The following is a 21,380-nucleotide window of genomic DNA, read 5'->3' on the forward strand; positions in this document are numbered from 1 at the left end:
TGCGCCTTGGTTGCCTTCGCAACGCTGGCAATGGCCTTGACGGCCGCCGGCTCCGGTCACGCGCAGTACGCCATGCTCGCCGGCATCATCTGCGCGGCAACGATCCTCTTCGCGATCACCATCATCAGCACCACCGTGCATCGCGATCACGTGCAACGCCACAATGTGCCCAGTCTCCTGATGGACAGCTGGGAACAGTCCCCGGCCTTCGCAACTCGCCGGGGTGCGGCGCCGGCCATCGAACCGCATCAATCCGCCTGATCCCCACCCCGCGGCGGGTGTCGGCGCATACGCACCGGCGCCCGCCGTAGGCTTGTTTCCGTCATGACGCGCACCGATCCCGATTCCTGCCCCGGCGTGCTCCGCCTGCACCAGGCCGCCGACGGCCCCCTGGCCCGCATCCGCGTCCCCGGCGGACACCTCACGCCCGGGCAACTGCAGGCGCTCGCCGAAGCCGCCCGCGATCTGGGCGACGGCAATATCGAACTCACCTCCCGCGGCAACATCCAGCTGCGTCAGGTCCACGACGCCGCCGCGCTGGAAGCCCGGCTCACCGCCGCCGGTCTGCTGCCCAGCGCCACCCACGAGCGTGTGCGGAACATCATCGCCTCCCCGCTCTCCGGACGAGTCGGCGGCTGGACCGATGTGCACACGCTGGTCCCGGACCTGGATCGCCGCCTGCAAGCCGACCCAAACCTGGCGCTGCTCCCCGGCCGGGTCCTGTTCACCCTCGACGACGGCCGTGGCGACGTCAGCGGGCTCGGCGGCGATATCGGCATCCACGCCCTCGACGAGAACACCTACGCCCTCCTGCTCGCCGGCGACGACACCGGCCTGCGCGTCCCGCCCCACGAGGCCGTCGACCTCATGCTCCGCGCCGCGCACGCCTTCCTGGAATTGCGCGACGGGCACTGGCGCGTACACGAGGTCCCCGACGGGCGCGCCCGCATCACATCTCACTTGCGCACGGCCGGTACCGATCTCGGCTCCGACAGCACTGCCCCGGCGGATGGGACCGCACCCGAAACCTCCAGCCAGGCGCCTTCGGCCCCGAACGACGAAGAGCCCGCCGCACCGCACGCGGCAGATCCGTCCTCCATCGGCGATCTCGTGAATCCGAGTGCACACCAGGATATTCCGATCGGCTGGCTGACTCAGGCCGACGGCCGGGTCACCCTCGGCGCGGGCGTGCGCCTGGGCTCGCTGCCCGCCCGCACCGCCGAGTTCATCGCCGCGATCGAGCGCCCGGTGTACGTCACTCCGTGGCGCAGCCTGGTCATCACCGATCTCGACGAATGGGCCGCCGAACAGGTCGTGCGCGTCCTGGCCCCCATGGGTTTGATCTTCGACGCGAACTCCCCCTGGCTCGAGGTCTCCGCCTGCGCCGGGCAACCGGGCTGCGCCAAATCCCACACCGACGTGCGCGCCGACGTGACCGCAGCGGTCGAGTCCGGCCGCGTCGTGCACGAGAATCCGGATGCACCAAGGCAATCCGACGCGGACGGACTCGACGCCGACGAGGTCGTGGCAGCGGGCCGTCAGCACTGGTCGGGCTGTGACCGCCGCTGCGGCCGCCCCCGGGGCGAGGTCACCGACATCGTCGCCACCCCGGACGGTTACCGAATCACTCCCGCGGGCTGACACCAGGAGCATGTCCACCGAGAAGTTCAGGCCATCGGCGCGGCGTCCTCGAGCCGCCACCGTTTGTCCATGACTTCGGGGCCTACACCGTAGAAGCGGAACATCAACTCGAAGGTGTCGCCCTCGCCGGTTTCGATGCAGTTGGCCTCCAGGCCCGGCAACGCACGGGGACCGAAATACACATCGACGGAACCGTCGTCGTTGACCACGAGACCGGGCCGCTGGGACGAGACGGAGTAGGTGGTGTTGCCCCGGATGAAGGTGTGGTCCTCACCGTCGTACATGGTGACCGACCAGTACTGCGAGACGGGGACGTCGGCGGGCACCCGCAGGCGATAGGTGCGGTCGGAGCGCAGGATGTCGCCGTCGCGATCGCGCAGGCTCACCAGATAGAACTGGCCGGCACCGAGACGTTTGAGACCGATGAACGCCATGTGGTAGATCACCGCGCGGTCGGTGTAGGGGTAGACCGCGCCGTTGGTGAAATTGTTGCTCTGTCCCTCGATGAAATCGCGGCCGGCGGGGAAGAACCAGTGCGTGTCCTCGTAGAAGGCGGGCTCGGTGCGGTAGACCTCACGGATCCACGCATGTGCCTCGCGCACAGCGTCTTCCAGGAGAGCAACCCGCGCCCGGTCGGGGTCGAACGGCGTACCGCGCCGGATGCCGACGGCGGCCAGCATTTCGGCGAAAGCACGGTCGCGCGGCAGCCACGGTTCGGCCTGCACCACGCGGTCGAGGGCCTGCCAGAATTCCAGGTCGTACGGGATGCGAGTGTCGATCAGTTCACCGTGCAGATCCCGGCGCGGCGTCTCCGGCGCGGTGTGCGCCGCGGCCAGCGGGTAGATGCGAATGCCGCGGCAGTATTCCAATCCGGCGTCCAGCGCCTGCTGGGTGTTCTCGGGCAGGACCGAACGCAGCAGCGCGTACACCTGGTTCGTATCCGAGCGCAGCACGAGGAACCCGTCCGGCACGGGTCCGTCGTAATCGGGCGGCAGGATCAGATAGCGCGCGCCACGGCCCCGGTCGGCACCGAATTTGCCGACGTCCTCGAGCGGCACCTGCCAGATATTGCAGAGGCTGCCATTGAGGACGTGTTCCTCGGTGCCCGCCGGAATATCGAGCACCAGCGGGCCGTCGCGGCCGACGTCCAGGAAGGCCATGTAATAGATCAGATCCGGATTCGGGGTGAGGGTCTGATTGCGCCAATCCAGCAGTTTCGACCAGTACAGGAATTCGGCCTTGCTGTCCGGCGCCATCACCGAACGCATGACCTCGAAGTTCACCGCGGCCATACCCCATACGGCCGCCTCCACCGCCCGCCGATACACGGCACGATCAGCGAGATCCCGCTCTGCGAACCCGGCCATCCTCCGCCTCCTGGAAAGTTCGGAAACCGCCGCGGATCGGGTGCGGCCCAGCCAGTCTCGCTGCCCGTCGCCCCGGGACGCATCACCCCGTGCGGGTGAAAGCGGGCGTGGTGCGGCGAATGCGGATCGGCGCTGGCACAGTGGATAGACACGCGGATCCGGGAGGGTCGGATGGCTGTTTCGAGGCTCAGTGACGAGGAGATCGCCGGGATGTCCGACGAGGAGCGGCGGGCGTTGATCGCGCGGTTGCGGCTGCCGCCCGAGCGGGTGCTGCCGCGGCCGGGGCTGGTGACGTGGAATCGGCGAATTCGGTTGACGCTCATGGTCGGCGGGTCGATCGCGTTGATTCCGTGGATCGTGTTCCTGGCCATGACGCTGCCGATGGAGTATCACGCCAGGAACTGGTCGATCACGTGGGTCGGGTTCGACATTCTGCTGGTGTTGATGATGGCCACCACCGCCTATGTGGGCTGGCGGCGGTGGGCCATCTTGCCGTTGCCCGCGTGCGGGACGGGACTGTTGCTGCTGGTCGATGCCTGGTTCGACATCATGACGGCGGATTCGCGGGACATGTGGGTGTCGGTGGGCACCGCGCTGATCGGCGAGATACCCCTAGCGGTTCTGCTCATCAGCGGGGCGCTCATGTTGTTCCGGTTCCTCGTGCTCGTGCACCCGCTCTACGATCCGGCGGTCAGTGCATGGAAGGCGCGGCTACCGTTCTGACCGGGCGGACCGCGTGCAGTTCCATGGTGCAGCATTTGACGCTGCCACCGGACTTGAGCAGTTCGGACAGGTCGATGCCGATCGGCAGATAGCCGCGGGCGCGCAGCTCGGCGGTGAGCGTGGTGGCGCGGTCGGTGAGGAAGACGTGGTAGCCGTCGCAGACACCGTTGAGGCCCAGCACATTCGCGTCGTCCTCGGTGGCGATGACGGCATCCGGGTAGAGGTCGGCGAGCAGCCGGGCGCTCTCGGGGCTGAAGGCGGCCGGGTAGTAGGCCACCGTGTCGCCCAGGACCATGAGGGCGGTGTCGAGGTGGTAGAAGCGCGGGTCCACCAATTCCAGTGAGACGACCGGCAATTCGAAGAATTCCTCGACTTCGCGGTGCGCGGCCGGGGAGGTGCGGAAGCCGGTGCCGGCCAGGATGCGGTCTCCGGCGATGGCGAAATCGCCCTCGCCCTCGTTGGTTTCGGCGGCGGGGGCGACGCGGGTGAAGTTCCGCCCGGCCAGCCAGCGGTGGTAGGCCGGGCCTTCGGCGGCGCGTTCGGGATTGGCGAAGCGGGCCGAGAGGGCGCGGTCGCCGATCACCAGTCCGCCATTGGCGGCGAAGACCATGTCCGGCAGCCCGGGCACGCCCTCGATGGTCTCGACCTGGTGGCCGTGGGCTTCGAACGCGGCGCGCAGGCCGTCCCATTGCGCCAGGGCCAGGTCCCGGTCGACCGGGGTGGCGGTGTCCATCCACGGATTGATCGCGTAGGTGACTTCGAAATGCTCGGGCCGGCACATGAGATAGCGCCGCGCGGTCGGGCGGCGGGTGCCGGCGGGTTCGGGGGTGTGGAGCGTGGCTGCGATGGTCAACGAGGCTCCTCTGGAGTTGGGCGCGTAGCGCGGTTGCCACGAAGGTAATCGGCGTAGCGTTGCGTTCGGAACACCGATTCGTTGCGTGATCTCGGCACATCGCGGAGATTCATTGCGCCCGGACGACAGGGGTGTGGCATGGATGAACTCGACCGCAAGATTCTCGGCGCGCTGCTGAAGAACGCGCGCGCCTCCTTCCAGGAGATCGGCGCGGTGATCGGCCTGTCGGCGCCGGCGGTGAAACGCCGCGTGGACAAGCTGGTCGCGGGCGGCCAGATCACCGGCTTCACCGCGGTGGTGAATCCGGCCGCGCTGGGCTGGCGCACCGAGGCGTACGTCGAGGTCTTCTACCGCGACAACATCTCTCCGGCCGAACTGCGCCGCGGCCTGGAACCCATTCCGCAGGTGGTCGGGGTGTGGACCATCGCCGGGGAGGCGGACGCGCTGGTGCACGTCATGGCCACCGATATGGCCGAGATCGAATCCACCGTGGAGCGCATTCGCGAGAACGCGCGGGTGGGCCGCACCCGCAGCAGCATCGTCATGTCACGGCTGCTGGAACGCCCGCGCCCCTGAATCGGATATCGGCCCCGCGTCCGGCTCCGGGTAGCTGGCGGGGTTGCGGATGTGACCCGCTCCACGGCCGTCCGGCGGCGAAATCTAGGGTGGACGGCATGTCCGACGTGCGTACCAGCTACATCAAAGACGGGGCCGAGATCTATCGGCGCTCGTTCGCGACCATTCGGGAAGAGGCCGACCTGGCGCGATTTCCGGCGGATGTGTCGCAGGTGGTGGTGCGCATGATCCACGCGTGCGGACAGGTCGATCTGGCCGCGGACGTGGAGTTCAGCGCCGATGTGGTGGCCGCGGCGCGCGCCGCGCTGCGGGCCGGTGCGCCCATTCTGTGCGATGCGAACATGGTGGCCTCCGGGGTGACGCGCAAGCGGTTGCCCGCCGATAACGATGTGCTGTGCATGCTCGGCGACCCACGCCTGCCCGAGCTGGCCGAAACGCTCGGCAATACCAGATCCGCTGCCGCGCTGGAGCTTTGGCGCGATCGCCTGGACGGTGCGGTGGTGGCCATCGGCAATGCGCCGACCGCGCTGTTCCATCTGCTGGACATGCTCGACGCCGGCGCCCCGAAACCCGCTGCGGTGCTGGGCATTCCGGTGGGATTCATCGGGGCGGCCGAATCCAAGCAGGCGCTCGCCGAGTACGGCGGCGTCGAATTCCTGACCGTGCGGGGACGGCGCGGCGGCAGCGCCATCACCGCCGCGGCCCTCAATGCGATTGCGAGTGAACAAGAATGAGCGGCAAGCTCTGGGGTGTCGGGCTCGGACCCGGCGATCCGGAACTGGTGACGGTGAAGGCGGCGCGGATCATCGGCGCGGCCGATGTGATCGCCTTCCACAGCGCCAGGCACGGGCGCAGCATCTCGCGCGCCATCGCCGCGCCGTACATGCGCGCAGGGCAACTCGAGGAGCATCTGGTCTACCCGGTCACCACCGAGACCACCGATCATCCCGGCGGGTATCAGGGCGCGATCGACGAGTTCTACGAGCAGGCCGCCGAACGACTGGCCGGGCACCTGGCGGCGGGCCGGTCGGTCGCGCTGCTCGCGGCCGGTGATCCGTTGTTCTACAGCAGCTTCATGCACATGCACCGCCGGTTGGCCGACCGGTTCGACACCGAGATCATTCCCGGCGTCACCTCGGTCAGTGCGGCCTCGGCGGCGTTGGGTACGCCGCTGGTGGAGGGTGATCAGGTGCTGTCGGTGCTGCCGGGGACCATGTCCACCGAGGAGCTCACCCGCCGCCTGCGTGATGCCGATGCCGCCGCGATCATGAAGCTGGGCCGCACGTATCCGAATGTGCGTCAGGCGCTGGCCGATTCCGGTCGCCTGGATGACGCGTATTACGTCGAGCGGGCCAGTTCCGCTCGCCAGCGGGTGCTGCGGGCCGCCGATGTGGACGAGGCGAGCGTGCCGTACTTCGCCATCACCGTGGTGCCCGGGCCGACGCCCGCGACGCGGATTCCACTGAGCGACAACGCCGTCGGCGCCGTCACGGAAACCGCTGCCGAGCAATCGAATGCGATCGGTGAAGTGGTCGTCGTCGGCATGGGCCCCGGCGCGTCGGGCTGGACCACCCCCGAGGTCGCACGAGCACTGTCGGAAGCCACCGACATCGTCGGCTACACCACCTACGTCAACCGCGTCCCCGAACGCGCCGGCCAGCGCCGTCACGCCAGCGACAACAAGGTCGAATCCGAGCGCGCCGCAATGGCTTTGGACCTCGCCAAGCAGGGCGCGAAGGTCGCCGTGGTGTCCTCGGGCGATCCCGGCGTCTTCGCCATGGCGGCCGCCGTGATCGAGGAGTCCGCGGACCCGCAGTGGCGCGAGGTGCCGGTGCGCGTCCTGCCCGGCGTGACCGCCGCGAGCGCCGTCGCCAGCCGCATGGGCGCACCCCTGGGCCACGACTTCGCCATGATCTCGCTCTCGGATCGTTTGAAGCCGTGGGAGACCGTCGCCCAGCGCATTTCCGCGGTCGCCGCGGCCGATATGGCGTTCGCCGTCTACAACCCCGCCTCCACCCAGCGCCGCTGGCAGGTGGCCGCCATGCGCGATCTGGTCCTCGAGCACCGCAAGCCGGAGACCCCGGTCGTGATCGGCCGCGATGTGGGCGGGCCGGCGGAATCCGTCCGCGTGGTCACCCTGGCCGAATTGAATCCGGAGGAGGTGGACATGCGCACCCTGCTGATCGTCGGCGCGTCCACCACGACCGTGTTCGAGGCCGCCGGTGGGCCCCGGGTGTTCACCTCCCGGCGTTACGGCAGCTAATATCCCATAGTGGAACGTGAAGCGGCTCGACCCGAGTAAGGAGACGCGGTGGCAGAAGACAAAGCCCGACGCTCGCTCAACTCGACGGCCGCTTCGCTATTGGGGTTCCTGCATCAGGGCGAGATGTCGGGGTGGGACCTGGTCGCGGTGGCCCAGGCCCGCATCGGCGACTTCTGGACCATCACCCAGAGTCAGGTGTATCGCGAGCTGGCGGCCATGCATCAGATCGGATTGGTCGAGAAGGGCGAGTCCGGGGCGCGCGACCGCACGCCCTATCGGATCACCGAAGCCGGCCGCGATGCGTTCGCCGAGTGGATCGCCCGCGATCCCGGTGCGGAGACGATCCGGGTGCCGTTGCTGCTGACGCTGTCGTTCGGGGAGTTCGTGGAGCGGTCCCGGCTGGATCGGATCATCGCCGCCAATCGGGTGATTCACGAACAGCGTCTGGCCGGGTATCTGTCCGGTCATGACGAGCAGCAGCTCTCGCCGTTCGAACGGGCGACCTTGGATTTCGGGATCCGCTACGAGCGCGCGGTGCTCGACTGGTTCGACCGGCTGCCCGAACTATTGGATCGCAAGAGCCGGTTGTCCTGAGATTCAGCGCAGGCCGCGCAGCCAATCCCAGGCTGCGGCAACGGTTTCCACGCTGAGCGCGCCCACCGGCAGGGCGGGGCGATCGATCACGACGACGGGGAGGGCGAGGGCCCGGGCGGCTTCCAGCTTCGCTTCGGTCAGCGCTCCCCCGCTGTCCTTGGTGACCATCACGTCGATGCGGCGGTCGGTGAGCAGGGCGGTTTCGTCGGCGAGGGTGAACGGTCCGCGCGCGAGCAGGATTTCGTGGCGTGCGGGCAGCGTGCCGTCGGGTGGATCGATGGCGCGGATCAGGAACCAGGCGTCCGACTCCGCGAAGGCCGCCACACCCTGGCGGCCGATGGTCAGGAATACCCGATCGCCCATCCCGGTCAACGCTTTGGCTGCCCCGGCCAGGTCCGGCACCCGCACCCAGTGGTCACCGTCTTGTTGCCGCCACGCCGGACGGCGCAGATGCAGCACGGGCAATCCGAGCGATCCCGCCGCTGCCGCCGCATTGGCGGTGATCCCGCCGGCGAAGGGGTGCGTCGCATCGACCACAGCCTCGACCCCGTTGCCGGACAGCCATTCCCGTAGCCCGTCCACTCCCCCGAACCCCCCGACCCGTACCTCCCCCACCGGCAGCACGGGTTCGCGAACACGACCGGCGAGCGAGGAGACGATCTCGAATCCTCGCTCGCCGGAGACGATGTCGGCCAGTTCCCGGGCTTCCCGGGTCCCGCCCAATATCAGTGTCTTCAGTCTTCACTCACCTCGAAGCGCGGCCGACCCGGAGTCGACCAGCGGCTGTCCACCGACCACCAGCAGTCCGATCAGCGCGCCCGGGAACGCACCGATGCCGAACAGGAACGCACCCAGGATCGCGCCGACGATGCCGCCGACGGCCGACCGCTGCAGCTCCCGCCAGAACCAATCCGAGCCCGCCGAAATATCCTTCGCCTCGCTCGGCGCGACCGCCGGGCTCAACGCCAGCTGCTGCCCGTCGTTCTCGATCCGCGCGGACACCGCCTGCACCCCGGAAGGCCCCGCGAGCGGGAACTCCGCGACAACAGCGCCCGCACCGTTCTTCAGCGTGACAACCTTACCCTCGGCATCCACGCTGAACGCCCCACCGGTCACCTCGGCGAGCAATTCCTTCCCCGACTCCGAGGACTTCAGCGTGTAATCGACACCCTGCGCCTGCCCCTGCGCCGACTGCGCCTGCTCGACAGCGGCGGGCGCGGCGGTCGAGGTCCCCGCGGCGACGGTGGTGGCGGCAACCGCCAGGAAGGCGGTGGCCACGAACTTCTTGTAGATCATGAATCTCCCAATGCGATTGGTACGCAACCCCTTACTAATCGGGTCACCCACCGCACCCTACCTTTGAATATTCGATGTTTCACTATGAATGCTTCGCACGTGCACCGGATTTCGAGGAAAGGCACCGCTCGTCCCACCCGCATGTCACAATTGCGCACCCCGCCCGAATCGACCCTCACGACATCGGTGACAGTTGTCGTTGACAGTATCTTCTTGCGGCGCAGACCATCTCGATTCGAGACGTGTACAGGATGCGTTTGAAAGTGGAGGTGGCGGTAACTCCCGCAGCGTAGATGCCATCGCGAGCCGATGCTTTCCCGCTGCCGGTCCCACAGTACGGTGATCCGGTCATCTCTTCGGGCGAACCCCGGTCATCTGCCGCAGCCGCGTCGATTTCTCTGCCCGATCGTCATGGAATGCGCGCCGCCCTCACGCTGCCAGGGACTGATCACCGATGACCGGACCTTCCCATCTAGCCGACCCCACCCCTGCCGCAGAGGTCGAAGCGTTCATTGCGGACCTCGATCAACTCGTGCAGCAGGTATTTCATCTCGGCCTGCAACTGCATCGCTTCGCAAGGCACAGCGGCTGATGCCGTACATCGCAGGTCTCGGATGCACCACGCCGCGGCCATCCCGACCCGGATCGGGGGATTCCGCCGGTGACGGTCTCCCCCGACTACGACTCAAGGTCCTGCAATGGCTGCGGCGAACTACTCCGGTGCTGCGGTCACCGCGGGTCCGGCGGTCCGGGCTTACCTCGTCAGGTGGCGGGTGAAGAACCGGTTCGCTTCCGCACCGGCGTAGTGCGGGACGCCGGTGTGTCCGCCCATGTTGGCGTGCAGGGTTTTCTCCTTGGAGCCGAAGGCGTCGAACAGGTCCAGGGATCGCTGCCGGTCGTTTCCTTCGTCGTCCCATTGCAGCAGGACGTGCAGCGGGATGGTGACCTGACGGGCCTGTTCGACGATGGTCAAGGGGACGAAACTTCCGGCGAACAGGACTGCGGCGGTGATGCGCGGATCGATCGCCGCCAGCCGGGTGGCGATGGAGATGACCCCGCCGGAATAGCCGACCGGCCCGCCGATTTCGGGTTGGGCGAGGAGGGCGTCGAGGGTGGTCTGCCATTCGGGGACCGCCTGGTCGACCAGCGGGAGGATGAGCCGGTCGATGATCTCCTCATCGACCGGTCCGCCGGCCGCCAGGGCCTGCCTCAGGTCGGCCAGGGCTTGATCGGCGGCGGCGGAGCGGGGACGGTCGCCGCTCCAGGGCAGCTCGATGGTGGCGGTGGCGAAACCGGCTGCCACGGTGTGACGGGCGCGGTCGAGAAGCCGGGGGTAGGCCTTGCGCAAGCCGAGGGGCGGCGGGCTGACCAGGATCAGCGGTGCCGGGGCGGTCATGGAGGCGGAGGTCCACAGAATGCCGGGGATTTCGCCGAGCTGGAATTCGCGTTCGCGGAGGTCGTCGTCGAGACGCTTGTCGGTAATGAATTGCACGGTCGTGCCTTTCGGGAGCTGTCTGAACGGCGCTCCCGGACGACCTATCGCCCGACCGTGACCCCGGAGGGGAGCACCCATGTCGATACTGCGTTCACGGATACCACCTCCTCGTTCACTGGCACGGCCCCGGAAATGTAGCAGTCCCGCGCAGGGTGCGCCATCGAGTTTTCGTCGCGGTGCCGAGACCGCGAACTTCGATGGTGGCGAGGCTGATCGGGGGCATAATTTCGGATGTGAGCGATCCGTCGGGATTGGGTTACACACCCGAGTGGGAGCACATCGCCGCGGTGCGGCCGATGGTGGGTAGCTTCCGGTTCTGGTTCACCACCGACCGCTGGGAGTGGTCGCCGGAGCTCTACCGGCTGCACGGCTACGACCCGGGCGAGATCGAGCCGACCACCGAATTGCTGATCAAGCACAAGCATCCGGATGACCATCACGATATCGCCGAGGCCATCACCCGTTCGATCGATCAGGGCGAGCCGTTCTCGAGCCATCACCGGTTCCTCGACACCGCGGGCGGGGAGCACAACGTCATGGTCGTGGCCGACCGCATTTTCAATTCCGAGGGGCGGCCGGTCGGCACCACCGGCTTCTATATCGATCTGTCCGACGAACGCGCTGACGCGGAACGCGATGTGCTCAATGAGCGGATGCCGGAAATGGTGCATGCCCGTGCGTACATCGAGCAGGCCAAAGGGGTGCTGATGCGCATCTACGGCATCAACGCCAATCAGGCGTTCCGGGTGCTGGTGTGGCGGTCGCAGGAAACCAATACCAAACTGCGCGACCTGGCCGAGCAGATCTTGCTCGATCTCGGACAGCTCTCGCCGCCTCCGGCGGCCACTGTCGCGGCCTTCGACCATCTGCTACTGACAGCTCACGAGCGCGCACACCATCGAAACACCTGATCGGACAGCGCACCTGTCCGCGCCCGGCATCGGCCATGCTCCGCTAGTCATGAGCCCTGGGCCAGGCAGGTGCACTGCGCTTACTCGGGATCGGCGAGATGGCAGGCGCCTCCAAGCAGGCCCACACGACTTTCCCGCCGCCGGGCCGAGGCGTGCTGCCCCATGCGCGTGTGGCTGCGGCCACGAGGTGCAGGCCGTAGCCCCGCTGCGGGCCGTCGGCGCGGGGGACGTGGGCCAGGGGAAGGTGCGAGTCGGTGTCGCTGACGGCCACGGCCAGTTTCTCCGGCCGCCATTCCAAGCGCAGCCCGATCCGCTCGGTGGCGGTGTGCAGGACCGCGTTGTCCACCAGTTCGGTGACCACCAGCCGTGCGGGCTCGCCGACCTGCACCGCCAGCGCCCAGCCCGCACAGGTGTCGGTCACGAAAAGCCTTGCCCGCTGGGCGCAATCGGCACCGGCCGTCAGCTCCAGGGCTGCGCGCCGCCGCGGCGGCGTGGTCCGGGAGGCCGCCGTCGCCGCGGCGACCGACGGATGTACGGGCACGAACCGCGACACCGCGCTGGCCCTCAGGCGCATCCGGAGGTTCGCTGCCGGCGCGACCAGTAGCAGCGGCACCGCCGGCCAGTTCTGGATACGCATCCACGCGTTGCTGAACGCGGTGAACAAGGCATCGGTACCGAAACCCAGCTCGTCGAGCAGCACCACCAGCGCCGACGGCTCGTCGAGCGCGAATTTGACCAGCGTGTCGGTGAACTCGCGATACCCGGCCAAGGTCAGCAGGCCGTGCGGGCGCACGACCATCACCGTATCGAGCGTGTTGTCGGTGGTCGTCTCCCAACCGATGTCGTCCATCCTCACCCGGCGGTCCCCGCCACCGGCGGACTCGTACCGAGATCGAGGTAGCCGTCCAGCGCCGCCACCTCGAGCACCCGCACCAACAGCGGCCCCGCGGACCGCAGCCGCAGCCGGATCCGACGCTCGGCGCACACATCGGCGAGCTCGGCCAGCACCGCCAGCCCGGCCGCTCCCAGCAGCGAGACCTCCGCCAAGTCGATGACCAGCTCCTGTCCGGTCCTGACCTGGTTCCCGGCCGCGGTCAGCATGGCAGCGAGCCGTGGCTGGGTGAGCAGGTCCACCTCCCCGGCCACCGTTACCCGCACCCCACCCGGCACGGCGTGAATCACACAGCGCAATCCGGGCACCGACCCCATGGGGTCAGCGCCGCCAAACCCGTTGGGAAACATGCCGAACACCCTAGGAGCGCTGCCTTTCGCAGGTGACGGAATTGCCATAACCGATGTCAATCCCGCCAGACATGCCCGCGCGACGCCGACGAACCCGAGGGGCCACGATAGGGATCCGATTCGCGGGTAGTCCACCTCACGAGATCCGAAAGCGTTTCCCCGCACCCGGATTCGCCCACAGGAAGGTCCCGACCGATGACCACACACCAGCACCACGCACCGGCCACCACCCCACGGAAGACGAGTCTGCTGGCCGCCGCCACCTTGCTGACCGGCTTTTTCGGCTTCTGCTGCATACCCCTGCTGCTGGGACCGGTTGCCCTGCTCCACGTCAAACAGACCGGGGAGAAGGGCCGAGGGATGGCCATCACCGGCATGCTCGCCAGCCTCGCTTGGATCGCCGCCCTCACGGTCCTCGCCCAGTAGCGCGACAGCCGGGCCCGCCCATTCGGCTCCCCAGCGGTGCGCTACGCGGCCTTCAGCAATCGGCTTGGAAGGGAAAGCATCCGGGCAGCGAGGTCGGGTGCGGTCGTTCGGCGGACGATGCCGGGGTACCCGCAGGTGCGTTGACCGGGGTCCCGGCTCCGGAATCCTTCGGCGTGGCGCCGAGGTGCAGGTTCACATACACCAGTAGCGCGCCGATTACCGTGACGCACAGCGCTATTGCTCCGGCCACCGCGGAGTTGAACCGCCGCTGCGAGGGATCCGGCGTGCGGACGACCCGGGACGGCAGCGGTCTGGATTCGAGTTCGGAGCGGAAAGTCCTTGGCTCGGGCGCAAGCGGCCGGGATTGGACGGGCAGCGGGTCCGGACTGGGCGCGACATCGGCGTGGTCGCGTTCCGGCGGTGGGGACGTCGGGTTGTCCAGCCAGGAGAACGGGTCACCGCGCCAGGTCAAGGTCGGTGCCACATCGGGTACGGGTATGCGATCGGTCGCGGGCACGGCGGCCGCGGGCAGCGGAATGGTCGAATGCGGTGTGAGCTCGTCGGGAAATCCCTGCTCGACGAGATCGTCCACGGTGACCTGATGCGCGAAGTTCAGAATCGAGAGCAGCGAATGGACCTGTTCGGCGGTCCAGCAGATCGCGCGATCCTCACCGTACCGCTGGAACCAGCGCCGCAGATCCTTGAGCATGCCGACACGGACGTCGGCGGTGGCCGACCATCGCCCTCGATCGAGGGCCAGCTTGTGCTTGGGCTGCGGCACCACCAGCACCAACCCGAGCACGAACGCATCGTCATTACCGACCTCGCCGGCCAATGCCTTGGCGAGAAACACCCCCTCCCGCGCCTGCTCGACCGGATTGATGTCGTTGCCGCGCAAGGCAACCGGGTCCCCGTCGATGCCCGGCATCGACCAGGCCTCATCCTCCGGACACGACAGCGTGCCGTCGACCGGCCGGCGAATGGCCTCGACCTCGATCACCACACACAGCTTCGGGGTGATGACCAGCAGATCGGACTCCCCCACCTCTCCATCGTCCCCACGCTCGGAAACAAAGGCCCCCGATAGCGCGACCCCACCGATCAGAAAGGCGCCGTTCCACCCGCGCAGCCGCTCGAGCACCGCCTTCTCCGCCTCGGTAATGCCACGTCGATCCCCGTTGAGGACCAGCATCGGGGTTCACCTTCCTCGCACGATCCATGCCGAAACCAGCTACAGCGCATCAAGATATCCGCCGCTTGTTACGGCCGATCACCGTGATGGAGACTGAGCGGTCTTCGAATGCCGTTGCGCCCGAACATGATCAGCAGGCACGGATTGTCAGTTACGGGAACCACGGTGGCGCGTTAGGCTCCCACAACCGTTTGCAACCTCGAGGCAAACACGCAGGCTGGAACCTAGCTCAGGGGAACAGTGAACTACCCGCCACCGAATGGGCCGTACGAACACTATCGGCCGCAGCAGCCGCCTCCGCCGCGCCAGCAGTATCAGTTCCCCCAGCAGCTACCTGCTTATCCGCGACCGAAGCAGCCCTCGACGCCGGTCTGGGTGTGGGTGCTGGTCGGGATGCTCGTCTTCTGCTTCGGAGGGTGCGGTGTCCTCGCGTTGTCTGCGGGCGGCGACTCGAAAGCCAAGAGCGGCAAGACAACCACTCAGGCCGTAGTCAGCAGCGCGCCCGCGCCTGCCCAGCCGCCCGACGGTCAAACCGCAGCACCCGCACCCGCGCCAACGTCGACCAAGCCGAAAGGTGCACCTGCGCCGGCAGGTTCGGCGGTTCGGGATGGACAGTTCGAGTTCACTGTCCTGGGCATCGAGCAGGGCGAAACCCAAGTAGGCAACGGACTTTGGGACGCGAAGGCCAAGGGCGAGTTCATCATCGTCCACATCTCGGTCAGCAACATCGGCAAACGAGCGCAAACGTACTTCGCCGCGAACCAGCTACTCTTCGATGACCAGGACCGGCGCTTCGAATCCAGTTTCGAGGCCGGTATCGCTCTCGAGAGCGGCTCAGCCAGCGAAGAACTCAATCCTGGCCAGCAGTTCACCACCTTCGTCGTATTCGACGTGCCGAAAGGCCTTGTCCCGGTTCACATGCGGTTTCACGACTCCATGTTCTCCGGTGGCGCGAAAGTAGCGCTGCGATAGCCTCTGCGACAGCATGGGTGAATCCGGTTCCCACCGGCCCCGCTCCGAGGTCGGATCGGGACGGGGCTACCATCTGGCTCGCAGTAGGAACGAGCTGGAGGACGGCCTTGGCGAAGCGCATTGTGGTCACACTCGTCGACGATTTCGACGGCACCTCGACCGCCGACGAGACGGTGACCTTCTCGATCGATGGAGTCGGCTACGAGATCGACCTGTCGACTGAGCACGCCGAACAGCTGCGCGCGGTGTTCGGCGACTGGATCACCCACGCCCGCAAGATCTCCGGCGGCAAACGCCGGCCAGCCGCGCCCAAACAGCGCACGGCCACCAGCCGGCAGGAAAGCGCGGCGGCACGGCAGTGGGCTCGCGAGCAGGGCCTGCAGGTCTCGGCGCGCGGCCGCATCTCCGCCGAGATCCTCGCGGCTTATCACGCCGCGGGACACTGACCGAGCCTGCTCGGCCTTTGGGGCCGATCCCGACCGGATCGGTCGGTACAGCGACCAGCACGGAACCTCGAAGTCGAGCGAATCGCTAGGGTCGCGGTGGTGGGCAATATTTTCAGCGCGCAGTCGGTCGGCCTGAAGGTCTACTTGGCCAACGGCGGCACAGACGTGTTCTGCGACGTGATGGCGCTGGCCGGTTCCGGCGTCGCGCGCACTCCGTGGCAGCAGAACCTGGTGCTGCACTTCTGCGATATGGCGCGATACGCCCGTGGCGTCAGCGGATTCGATCTCGCCGAACTCCCGTGGACCTCGGACCATCGGCGAGAGCAGGAATTCTTCCTCGCCATCCTCGATCGCGCACGACAGCGCACCGGATGGGACAGACTGCACTACATTCCGGCGATCGATGACCGTCTCGAGGCATTCGCGCAGATGGTAGGCGCGTTCGATGCCCGCGAGATGACCGGCTCCGATTTCGGAGATTGGACTCGCGCACCGAAACCGCATCATGTGGAGCAATGTGTCCGGCACGGAGTCTTCCAGGGCGAGTTCCTGTGTCGTCTATGCGACCCCATGCTCCAGCCCATCGACGCACCCAGGGTGTGGGAACTGACGAGCACTCGCATGGACGGCGATGTCCTCATCCACCGTGAAATACGGCAGATCCCAGACGAGGTAGAGGCCCGCGTTCTTGAGGTTGTCGGCGCTCCTGAGCCCGGACACGTCGCAGTAAAGGTCGAAAGTACGGTGTTAGAAAGGGTTTCCGTGATCATCGAGGCCCCACTGGATGATCGCGACGACCATTGGCTCAGCCGAGCCGTCGCCTGACCACCACCGCCGGCGCAGTACAACACGGCATTCCCGAGGAGTTGGGATACCAATCTCACGAGAACGCTATGGGGTCAGTCGGGCACGACGCAGATAGTGAAGTCGAGCCGGGGATAAACGATAGCTGTTGTGCCGCAGCGGTTTGCATCAGCGACGCCATCAATCACCTCGGTGATGCGTTCAGCTCCTGGGAGGTGCGCGCCGCACTCGACGCGCTCGGGATTGCTGTCCTCGCTGAGGTTCCAGCAGCTGCCCGGTGTCATGTTGTAGGTGAAGCAGTACAGGGCGAGACGGTAACCGTCGTCGGTGCGATGGTGGTAGCTCAGTGTCGCTTGCGGGCCGCAGCGCTGGTCCTGGGTGTCGGCGGTCAGCTGATACTGCTCGATCAAGCGATATTTCGCCGCCGTGGAGTTGCAGTCGGCGGGGCCGCCGGTGTTGCTCGCCACGTCCCTCGAGGCGCAGCCACCGATCGGTACACCGTCGTAGAGGTTGGGGTATCCCGCCGCTGTCGGCGCGGCGATCACACCGATGACGCTCGCTATCGCGGCCGAAGCGAGCAAGCCGGACAACCTCACGCAAAACCCCCGAGCGGTTCGAGTACCTACCGGAAGACACAGTAGCGCAGCGGGATCCGGCAAGGACGGCGAATGATCTTGAACGTGTACAGGTTCAATATGACCTGTCGATCTTCTGCCACCCGCGATGCCTGTTCAGGTCAACGCTGCCGGTCCGGCCCCGCCACCAGGCAATTGCCCTCCGGCCCGTATCCGAGTACCACCGACCAGCGATTCAGGTCCGACCTGCCGCCCGGTCGAGCAGAGTGACATCGGCTCGAGCTCTACAACAAGGCCGCGTCGAGCAACGCGATAGTCCTCGTATTGCTCTCGTGCAGGATGGCGGTGATACCCACCGATTCCGCGCCGGTCACCGCCATCTCGGAATCGTCGACGAATACCGTCTCGCCCGGGTCGACACCGAGTCGCCGGCACGCGAGCAGATAGATCCGCGGATCCGGCTTGGCCATCCCGACCTCGTGGGAGTACACGATGTCATCGACAAGGTCCTCGAAACCGTAAGCGGCGCTCTCATGTTCACGCGCGCCGACGAAACTGTTGCTCAACAGCCCCGTCCGGAACCGAGGCCGCAATCCGGCCAGGTAGTCGATGAGCTCGAAGTTCGCGACACCGAGGTACTGCTTCCACATGTCCGTCATCACCGCATCCGCGATTCGGTCGTCGACCGACAATCCGCTGCGGATCGCTTCCCGCACTTGGGATTCAGTGACGGTGCCGCGCTCACCTTTGGCCCAGATCTCGAACAGCTCCGGTCCGAGGTCCTCGAACGTCAACCCCAATCGGTCCAGCCAATCCGCGATGAACGTCATTTCCGAGTTCACCTCGAGGACTCCACCGATGTCGAAAATGACCGCCCGCACCCCCATGGCCGAAGTCTACCGGTGCACCAGTCGGCTGCACCCACGCGGCAACCTCTCGAATCTGTCCCGACCGAGTGGGTGTCTATGCGGCTGGGTGCGTAATCGGCTGTGGCCGTGAGCTATCCGACAGCGATAAGCCAGGAAGTCCCGACCCTGCCCACGAACTGATCGATATCTTCGCGGGACAACGGCGGTCAGGCCCGCCGACTCGGCTCTGACTCAACCCGCAAGAGCCCGTTGGACGGCATCGGGGGCGATGAGGTGGATCGCATCATCGACGATGTCGGCGAACGCGTAGCCTGCCGCCCACACCTCAACGATGGCGGCGAACGGGTTCCCGAGTTCAGCGAAAGATCGCCCGGCCACCTGCGGACGGTCAACTGTCGACGGCACCGTCAGGTCTTGTTCGCTCGCACGACGCCAGGCTGTATCCAGATTCAGGTGCCACACTGCACGTTTGACGAACGCGTCGTGCTGGTCAGGGCGAAAGACGTTCGGGCCCCGCACACGACCGAGGTTGCGCTGATCGGAGAACAGCTGCCGTATCACTTCAGCGTGCGGATGGGGCATGGTCGCGCGCATCGGCGCGGGCAACGGCCCGCCGACGCGCCACACGATGCGGTCGGTGCCCGGTACACCCCAACCGACGAGATGTTCGACCGCGAGACGCGCAGCCGCTTCGGCGCGGGCAACTCCCTCCGGGTCCTGGCCCAGCACCGTCGCCACCGATACCGGCAGCTGGTCGGTGATCGCGGTCTGCGCGGCGATCGAACCAATGGTGCCGCAGTCACCGCAGGTCCAGGCATCGTCCTCCCACCGCATGTCCATGTCGTAGCCGCCGACGGTGCCCCTCCCGTTGCAGCGCGGGCAGGCAACCAGTTCGGTGGTCCGGAATCTGCGGCGCGGATCGGGCGTGAAAACGACCGGCTTGTCGGCGCGCTTCGGGCGCATCACACGTTGGGACAACCACTCGAATTCCACCGTCGCGCTCACGCCCTCCCCCGATCTTCGAACCGCCGGTGACCTGTTCGATCACTCGGACACCCTGCGCCGAGCCTGACACGGGCGGTTCAACGGCACAATCGAATTTGAGTCGCGATCAGACAATCACGTTCGGTGTTGCGATCGGGTCCGCAGGGGGCAACAGAACACCCACGCGGGGCCGCGGGCGCGGACTTTACTATCCCTGGAATGGACCACACCGCAAACGATCTCGTCTGGTCTGAGCTGGAACACAATTACGGTGACGCCTCGGACACCCCGGACCTGCTGAGGCAGTGCGCCGACCCCGACTCCGATACGGCGCTGCGCGCGCTTGCCGAGGTGTCCAACAAGCTCTACCACCAGGGTGGCTGGGTCTGCTCGGCAGCGTCGGCCGCGCTTCCGCTGCTGGCCGAGCTCGCCTCCGATCGTGCTGTGCACCATCGGCACGAGGTGGTGGAGTTGATCGGGCTGCTGGCTCGTGAGGCTGTCACGGTGTCCGGCGAGTTCGTGGACCGCGAGTGGCTGCCCGCACTGGACGCCGTCAGGCCACAGTTGCTCACCCTGCTGGGCGATCCGGACGTACTCGTGCGTCGCCACGCGACTTTGCTTGTGGCGGAAGGCATCCGGCACCCGGACTCGGTGGCGGCGCTGCGCCGTCGTTGGGCGGTCGAGGTCGACCGGGCCACCCGAGCCGATCTCGTGCTGGCGTTCGGCGCCGCCTGCACGTGGGCCTCGGACGCGGCGCTGCGAGCCGAGCTGGTCGCGCTGCTGGCCGAGGACGATCTTCAATTGCGCCTTGCCGCTGTGCACGCGTTGGCCGAGTCCGACCCGACGGTCGCGGCGCGTCAGGTCAGCACATTGGTGGAGGCGGTGCTTGACCCCGGCTCCGCGTTGTGGCCGGACTCCGCGTGGATCGGCGGCACACCCGCCACGATCGTGCACTCCACCGGCGCGCTGCTTGCCGCAGATCCGGTCGCGGCCACCGTTTTCGCCGTCGGGACAGCCCGCGACGACAACCCACAACGCCGAGTGGCCGCCCTCGGGCACACCCAGCAGGTGCTCTCGCAGTGGCGCACCACCACCGACGAGTTGCTGCCGTTGCTGACCAGGAGTCTCGGCGATGAGGCGCCAGAGGTCCGCTACCGTGCGGCGGCGCTGCTCGCGTGTCTGGGCCCGGACGCCGCCGCACAGGTTGACCAATTGCTCACCCGCACCACCGATTCGGCGCTGCGGGGCTCTCCCGATCCGAGCACCGTCGGCGACGCGGCGGTGTGGGCGCTGGCCCGGCAAAATCATCCGGGCTGTCTGCCCGGCCTGCTGGAACGGCTGTCCGGCGACCGGCTGGGGTTCAACACCAGGCTTGTTCACTTCGGACGGGACATGCCCCGGATGGGCCAGCCGGCCATCTGCGAGGTGCTGATCCCGTTGCGCCACCATGCCGAGGTGCTGCTCGGTCCGCTCGCTGCCCGGCGAGACCTCGCCTCGAATCTGTGCCGGGTGGTCCAGGCGTGGGGTCCCTCGGCTGTCTCCGCTTTGCCCGCCGTAGTGGACGCGGCAGCCGACGGGAAGCTTCTCGCCGTGGCCGCGATGGCGATGGGGGCCATCGGCCCGGCGGCCGCGGACGCCGCGCGTACCTTGCCTCGTGACGTGGATCTGCCGGCGGTGACGTGGGCGCTGTGGCGCACCGGCGCCGATCCCGAACTCGGCCGTACTTCGTTGATCCACCGTCTGTCGCGACCTGAGCCCCGGCACAATGTCATCGCGTTGGTCGCCGACCTCGGCTCTGACGCTGCCTCGTGTGCCGACACCCTACGCACCTTGACCAGCTCCGCTGACATGTGGACGCGGGTCGAGGCCGCCCACGCTCTATGGCGGATCACCGGCGACCCGACCGTACCCGCCGCCGTTCTCACCGAGCTGTCACAACCCTTGGCACAGGGCGACTGCCTGCCCGCCCGCATTGCCGCCCTGTGTCACCTGGCCGACATCGGCGAGGTCGACGATCGCACCCGATCGATGGCCCGGGCCATCGTCGAAAACCCGCGGCGCATCGCCTATTTCGGAGGATGGCGCACCTTCACCGAGGACGAGCGAATCAGGACCGCCGCGTCAGCGCTGCTGCACTGACCAGCGACCGTG

The 21,380-nt window shown here is 67.2% G+C and carries 24 protein-coding genes; 13 read left to right on the plus strand and 11 right to left on the minus strand.

Going from position 1 to position 21,380, the window contains the following annotated elements:
* Positions 1–6 precede the first annotated feature (6 nt).
* Entirely contained in the window at positions 7–261 is a 255-nt protein-coding gene (locus LTV02_RS13060; RefSeq protein ID WP_233040263.1) for a hypothetical protein, read from the plus strand.
* Between the two features lie 63 nt (positions 262–324).
* Complete coding sequence (cobG, locus tag LTV02_RS13065) at positions 325–1,641, plus strand: precorrin-3B synthase (protein ID WP_233040264.1); 1,317 nt, start codon at positions 325–327, stop codon at positions 1,639–1,641.
* Positions 1,642–1,667: 26 nt separating this feature from the next.
* Here cobG and LTV02_RS13070 read toward each other — a convergent pair whose 3' ends face one another.
* Positions 1,668–3,008, minus strand: coding sequence for a DUF1214 domain-containing protein (locus tag LTV02_RS13070; protein ID WP_233040265.1), 1,341 nt, complete (start codon positions 3,006–3,008; stop codon positions 1,668–1,670).
* 171 nt (positions 3,009–3,179) lie between these two features.
* Here LTV02_RS13070 and LTV02_RS13075 point away from each other — a divergent pair, with 171 nt between their 5' ends.
* On the plus strand, positions 3,180–3,731 hold the full coding sequence (locus LTV02_RS13075) for a hypothetical protein (protein ID WP_233040266.1): 552 nt from the start codon (positions 3,180–3,182) through the stop codon (positions 3,729–3,731).
* On the opposite strand, the gene ddaH is transcribed toward LTV02_RS13075, so the two are convergent.
* Positions 3,700–4,584, minus strand: a complete 885-nt coding sequence (gene ddaH, locus LTV02_RS13080; protein WP_233040267.1) for a dimethylargininase — start codon at positions 4,582–4,584, stop codon at positions 3,700–3,702. The genes LTV02_RS13075 and ddaH overlap by 32 nt on opposite strands.
* A 138-nt stretch (positions 4,585–4,722) precedes the next feature.
* On the opposite strand from ddaH, the gene LTV02_RS13085 reads away from it, so the two are divergent.
* From LTV02_RS13085 to LTV02_RS13100, 4 genes are all read left to right on the plus strand, one after another.
* Complete coding sequence (locus LTV02_RS13085) at positions 4,723–5,160, plus strand: Lrp/AsnC family transcriptional regulator (RefSeq protein WP_067709352.1); 438 nt, start codon at positions 4,723–4,725, stop codon at positions 5,158–5,160.
* A 98-nt stretch (positions 5,161–5,258) separates the two neighbouring features.
* Positions 5,259–5,894 (plus strand): precorrin-8X methylmutase, encoded by a 636-nt coding sequence (locus tag LTV02_RS13090; RefSeq protein ID WP_233040268.1) that lies wholly within the window; start codon positions 5,259–5,261, stop codon positions 5,892–5,894.
* Complete coding sequence (locus LTV02_RS13095; RefSeq protein ID WP_233040269.1) at positions 5,891–7,423, plus strand: precorrin-2 C(20)-methyltransferase; 1,533 nt, start codon at positions 5,891–5,893, stop codon at positions 7,421–7,423. Before LTV02_RS13090 ends, LTV02_RS13095 begins: the two co-directional genes overlap by 4 nt.
* A gap of 48 nt (positions 7,424–7,471) precedes the next feature.
* On the plus strand, positions 7,472–8,017 hold the full coding sequence (locus LTV02_RS13100) for a PadR family transcriptional regulator (protein ID WP_233040270.1): 546 nt from the start codon (positions 7,472–7,474) through the stop codon (positions 8,015–8,017).
* Positions 8,018–8,020: 3 nt separating this feature from the next.
* Here the strand turns inward: LTV02_RS13100 and LTV02_RS13105 are convergent, their stop codons facing one another.
* From LTV02_RS13105 to LTV02_RS13115, 3 genes are all read right to left on the minus strand, one after another.
* Positions 8,021–8,740: a cobalt-precorrin-6A reductase gene (locus LTV02_RS13105; RefSeq protein ID WP_233040271.1), complete on the minus strand. Its 720-nt coding sequence runs from the start codon at positions 8,738–8,740 to the stop codon at positions 8,021–8,023.
* Between the two features lie 18 nt (positions 8,741–8,758).
* The gene (locus LTV02_RS13110) at positions 8,759–9,313 is read right to left on the minus strand and encodes a hypothetical protein (protein WP_233040272.1); all 555 of its coding nucleotides are present in this window, start codon (positions 9,311–9,313) and stop codon (positions 8,759–8,761) included.
* Between the two features lie 754 nt (positions 9,314–10,067).
* Positions 10,068–10,805, minus strand: coding sequence for a dienelactone hydrolase family protein (locus LTV02_RS13115; protein ID WP_233040273.1), 738 nt, complete (start codon positions 10,803–10,805; stop codon positions 10,068–10,070).
* Positions 10,806–11,041: 236 nt separating this feature from the next.
* Here LTV02_RS13115 and LTV02_RS13120 point away from each other — a divergent pair, with 236 nt between their 5' ends.
* Positions 11,042–11,719, plus strand: a complete 678-nt coding sequence (locus LTV02_RS13120) for a PAS and ANTAR domain-containing protein (protein WP_233040274.1) — start codon at positions 11,042–11,044, stop codon at positions 11,717–11,719.
* Between the two features lie 43 nt (positions 11,720–11,762).
* On the opposite strand, the gene LTV02_RS13125 is transcribed toward LTV02_RS13120, so the two are convergent.
* Positions 11,763–12,569: an ATP-binding protein gene (locus LTV02_RS13125; protein ID WP_332909597.1), complete on the minus strand. Its 807-nt coding sequence runs from the start codon at positions 12,567–12,569 to the stop codon at positions 11,763–11,765.
* A 2-nt stretch (positions 12,570–12,571) separates the two neighbouring features.
* Positions 12,572–12,961: an STAS domain-containing protein gene (locus tag LTV02_RS13130; RefSeq protein ID WP_233040276.1), complete on the minus strand. Its 390-nt coding sequence runs from the start codon at positions 12,959–12,961 to the stop codon at positions 12,572–12,574.
* 195 nt (positions 12,962–13,156) lie between these two features.
* On the opposite strand from LTV02_RS13130, the gene LTV02_RS13135 reads away from it, so the two are divergent.
* A complete protein-coding gene (locus LTV02_RS13135) occupies positions 13,157–13,387 on the plus strand; it encodes a DUF4190 domain-containing protein (RefSeq protein WP_233040277.1) in 231 nt (76 codons plus the stop codon).
* Positions 13,388–13,439: 52 nt separating this feature from the next.
* Here the strand turns inward: LTV02_RS13135 and LTV02_RS13140 are convergent, their stop codons facing one another.
* Positions 13,440–14,579, minus strand: coding sequence for an NERD domain-containing protein (locus tag LTV02_RS13140; RefSeq protein WP_233040278.1), 1,140 nt, complete (start codon positions 14,577–14,579; stop codon positions 13,440–13,442).
* Between the two features lie 375 nt (positions 14,580–14,954).
* Here LTV02_RS13140 and LTV02_RS13145 point away from each other — a divergent pair, with 375 nt between their 5' ends.
* From LTV02_RS13145 to LTV02_RS13155, 3 genes are all read left to right on the plus strand, one after another.
* Positions 14,955–15,551, plus strand: coding sequence for a DUF4352 domain-containing protein (locus tag LTV02_RS13145; protein ID WP_233040279.1), 597 nt, complete (start codon positions 14,955–14,957; stop codon positions 15,549–15,551).
* A 107-nt stretch (positions 15,552–15,658) separates the two neighbouring features.
* Positions 15,659–15,997 (plus strand): histone-like nucleoid-structuring protein Lsr2, encoded by a 339-nt coding sequence (locus LTV02_RS13150; protein WP_233040280.1) that lies wholly within the window; start codon positions 15,659–15,661, stop codon positions 15,995–15,997.
* A gap of 99 nt (positions 15,998–16,096) precedes the next feature.
* Positions 16,097–16,822, plus strand: coding sequence for a hypothetical protein (locus LTV02_RS13155; protein ID WP_233040281.1), 726 nt, complete (start codon positions 16,097–16,099; stop codon positions 16,820–16,822).
* 74 nt (positions 16,823–16,896) lie between these two features.
* On the opposite strand, the gene LTV02_RS13160 is transcribed toward LTV02_RS13155, so the two are convergent.
* The 3 genes from LTV02_RS13160 to LTV02_RS13170 all read right to left on the minus strand — a co-directional run bounded on the left by LTV02_RS13160 (position 16,897) and on the right by LTV02_RS13170 (position 19,250).
* Positions 16,897–17,382, minus strand: a complete 486-nt coding sequence (locus tag LTV02_RS13160) for a hypothetical protein (protein WP_233040282.1) — start codon at positions 17,380–17,382, stop codon at positions 16,897–16,899.
* Between the two features lie 278 nt (positions 17,383–17,660).
* Positions 17,661–18,263: an HAD family hydrolase gene (locus LTV02_RS13165; RefSeq protein ID WP_233040283.1), complete on the minus strand. Its 603-nt coding sequence runs from the start codon at positions 18,261–18,263 to the stop codon at positions 17,661–17,663.
* Positions 18,264–18,476: 213 nt separating this feature from the next.
* Positions 18,477–19,250, minus strand: a complete 774-nt coding sequence (locus LTV02_RS13170; RefSeq protein WP_233040284.1) for a hypothetical protein — start codon at positions 19,248–19,250, stop codon at positions 18,477–18,479.
* Between the two features lie 198 nt (positions 19,251–19,448).
* Here LTV02_RS13170 and LTV02_RS13175 point away from each other — a divergent pair, with 198 nt between their 5' ends.
* The gene (locus tag LTV02_RS13175) at positions 19,449–21,368 is read left to right on the plus strand and encodes a hypothetical protein (protein ID WP_233040285.1); all 1,920 of its coding nucleotides are present in this window, start codon (positions 19,449–19,451) and stop codon (positions 21,366–21,368) included.
* Positions 21,369–21,380: the final 12 nt, after the last annotated feature.

It is taken from the genome of Nocardia yamanashiensis (assembly GCF_021183565.1).
GTDB classification, from domain to species: domain Bacteria; phylum Actinomycetota; class Actinomycetes; order Mycobacteriales; family Mycobacteriaceae; genus Nocardia; species Nocardia yamanashiensis.

Bases quoted from the DNA above. Each gene is read 5' to 3' on its own strand.
- LTV02_RS13075 (WP_233040266.1), top strand. From the start codon at position 3,180: ATGGCTGTTTCGAGGCTCAGTGACGAGGAGATCGCCGGGATGTCCGAC.
- LTV02_RS13140 (WP_233040278.1), bottom strand. From the start codon at position 14,579: ATGCTGGTCCTCAACGGGGATCGACGTGGCATTACCGAGGCGGAGAAG.
- LTV02_RS13130 (WP_233040276.1), bottom strand. From the start codon at position 12,961: ATGTTTCCCAACGGGTTTGGCGGCGCTGACCCCATGGGGTCGGTGCCC.
- LTV02_RS13110 (WP_233040272.1), bottom strand. From the start codon at position 9,313: ATGATCTACAAGAAGTTCGTGGCCACCGCCTTCCTGGCGGTTGCCGCC.
- LTV02_RS13135 (WP_233040277.1), top strand. From the start codon at position 13,157: ATGACCACACACCAGCACCACGCACCGGCCACCACCCCACGGAAGACG.
- LTV02_RS13095 (WP_233040269.1), top strand. From the start codon at position 5,891: ATGAGCGGCAAGCTCTGGGGTGTCGGGCTCGGACCCGGCGATCCGGAA.
- cobG (WP_233040264.1), top strand. From the start codon at position 325: ATGACGCGCACCGATCCCGATTCCTGCCCCGGCGTGCTCCGCCTGCAC.
- LTV02_RS13175 (WP_233040285.1), top strand. From the start codon at position 19,449: ATGGACCACACCGCAAACGATCTCGTCTGGTCTGAGCTGGAACACAAT.
- LTV02_RS13070 (WP_233040265.1), bottom strand. From the start codon at position 3,008: ATGGCCGGGTTCGCAGAGCGGGATCTCGCTGATCGTGCCGTGTATCGG.
- LTV02_RS13165 (WP_233040283.1), bottom strand. From the start codon at position 18,263: ATGGGGGTGCGGGCGGTCATTTTCGACATCGGTGGAGTCCTCGAGGTG.
- LTV02_RS13125 (WP_332909597.1), bottom strand. From the start codon at position 12,569: ATGGACGACATCGGTTGGGAGACGACCACCGACAACACGCTCGATACG.
- LTV02_RS13090 (WP_233040268.1), top strand. From the start codon at position 5,259: ATGTCCGACGTGCGTACCAGCTACATCAAAGACGGGGCCGAGATCTAT.
- LTV02_RS13085 (WP_067709352.1), top strand. From the start codon at position 4,723: ATGGATGAACTCGACCGCAAGATTCTCGGCGCGCTGCTGAAGAACGCG.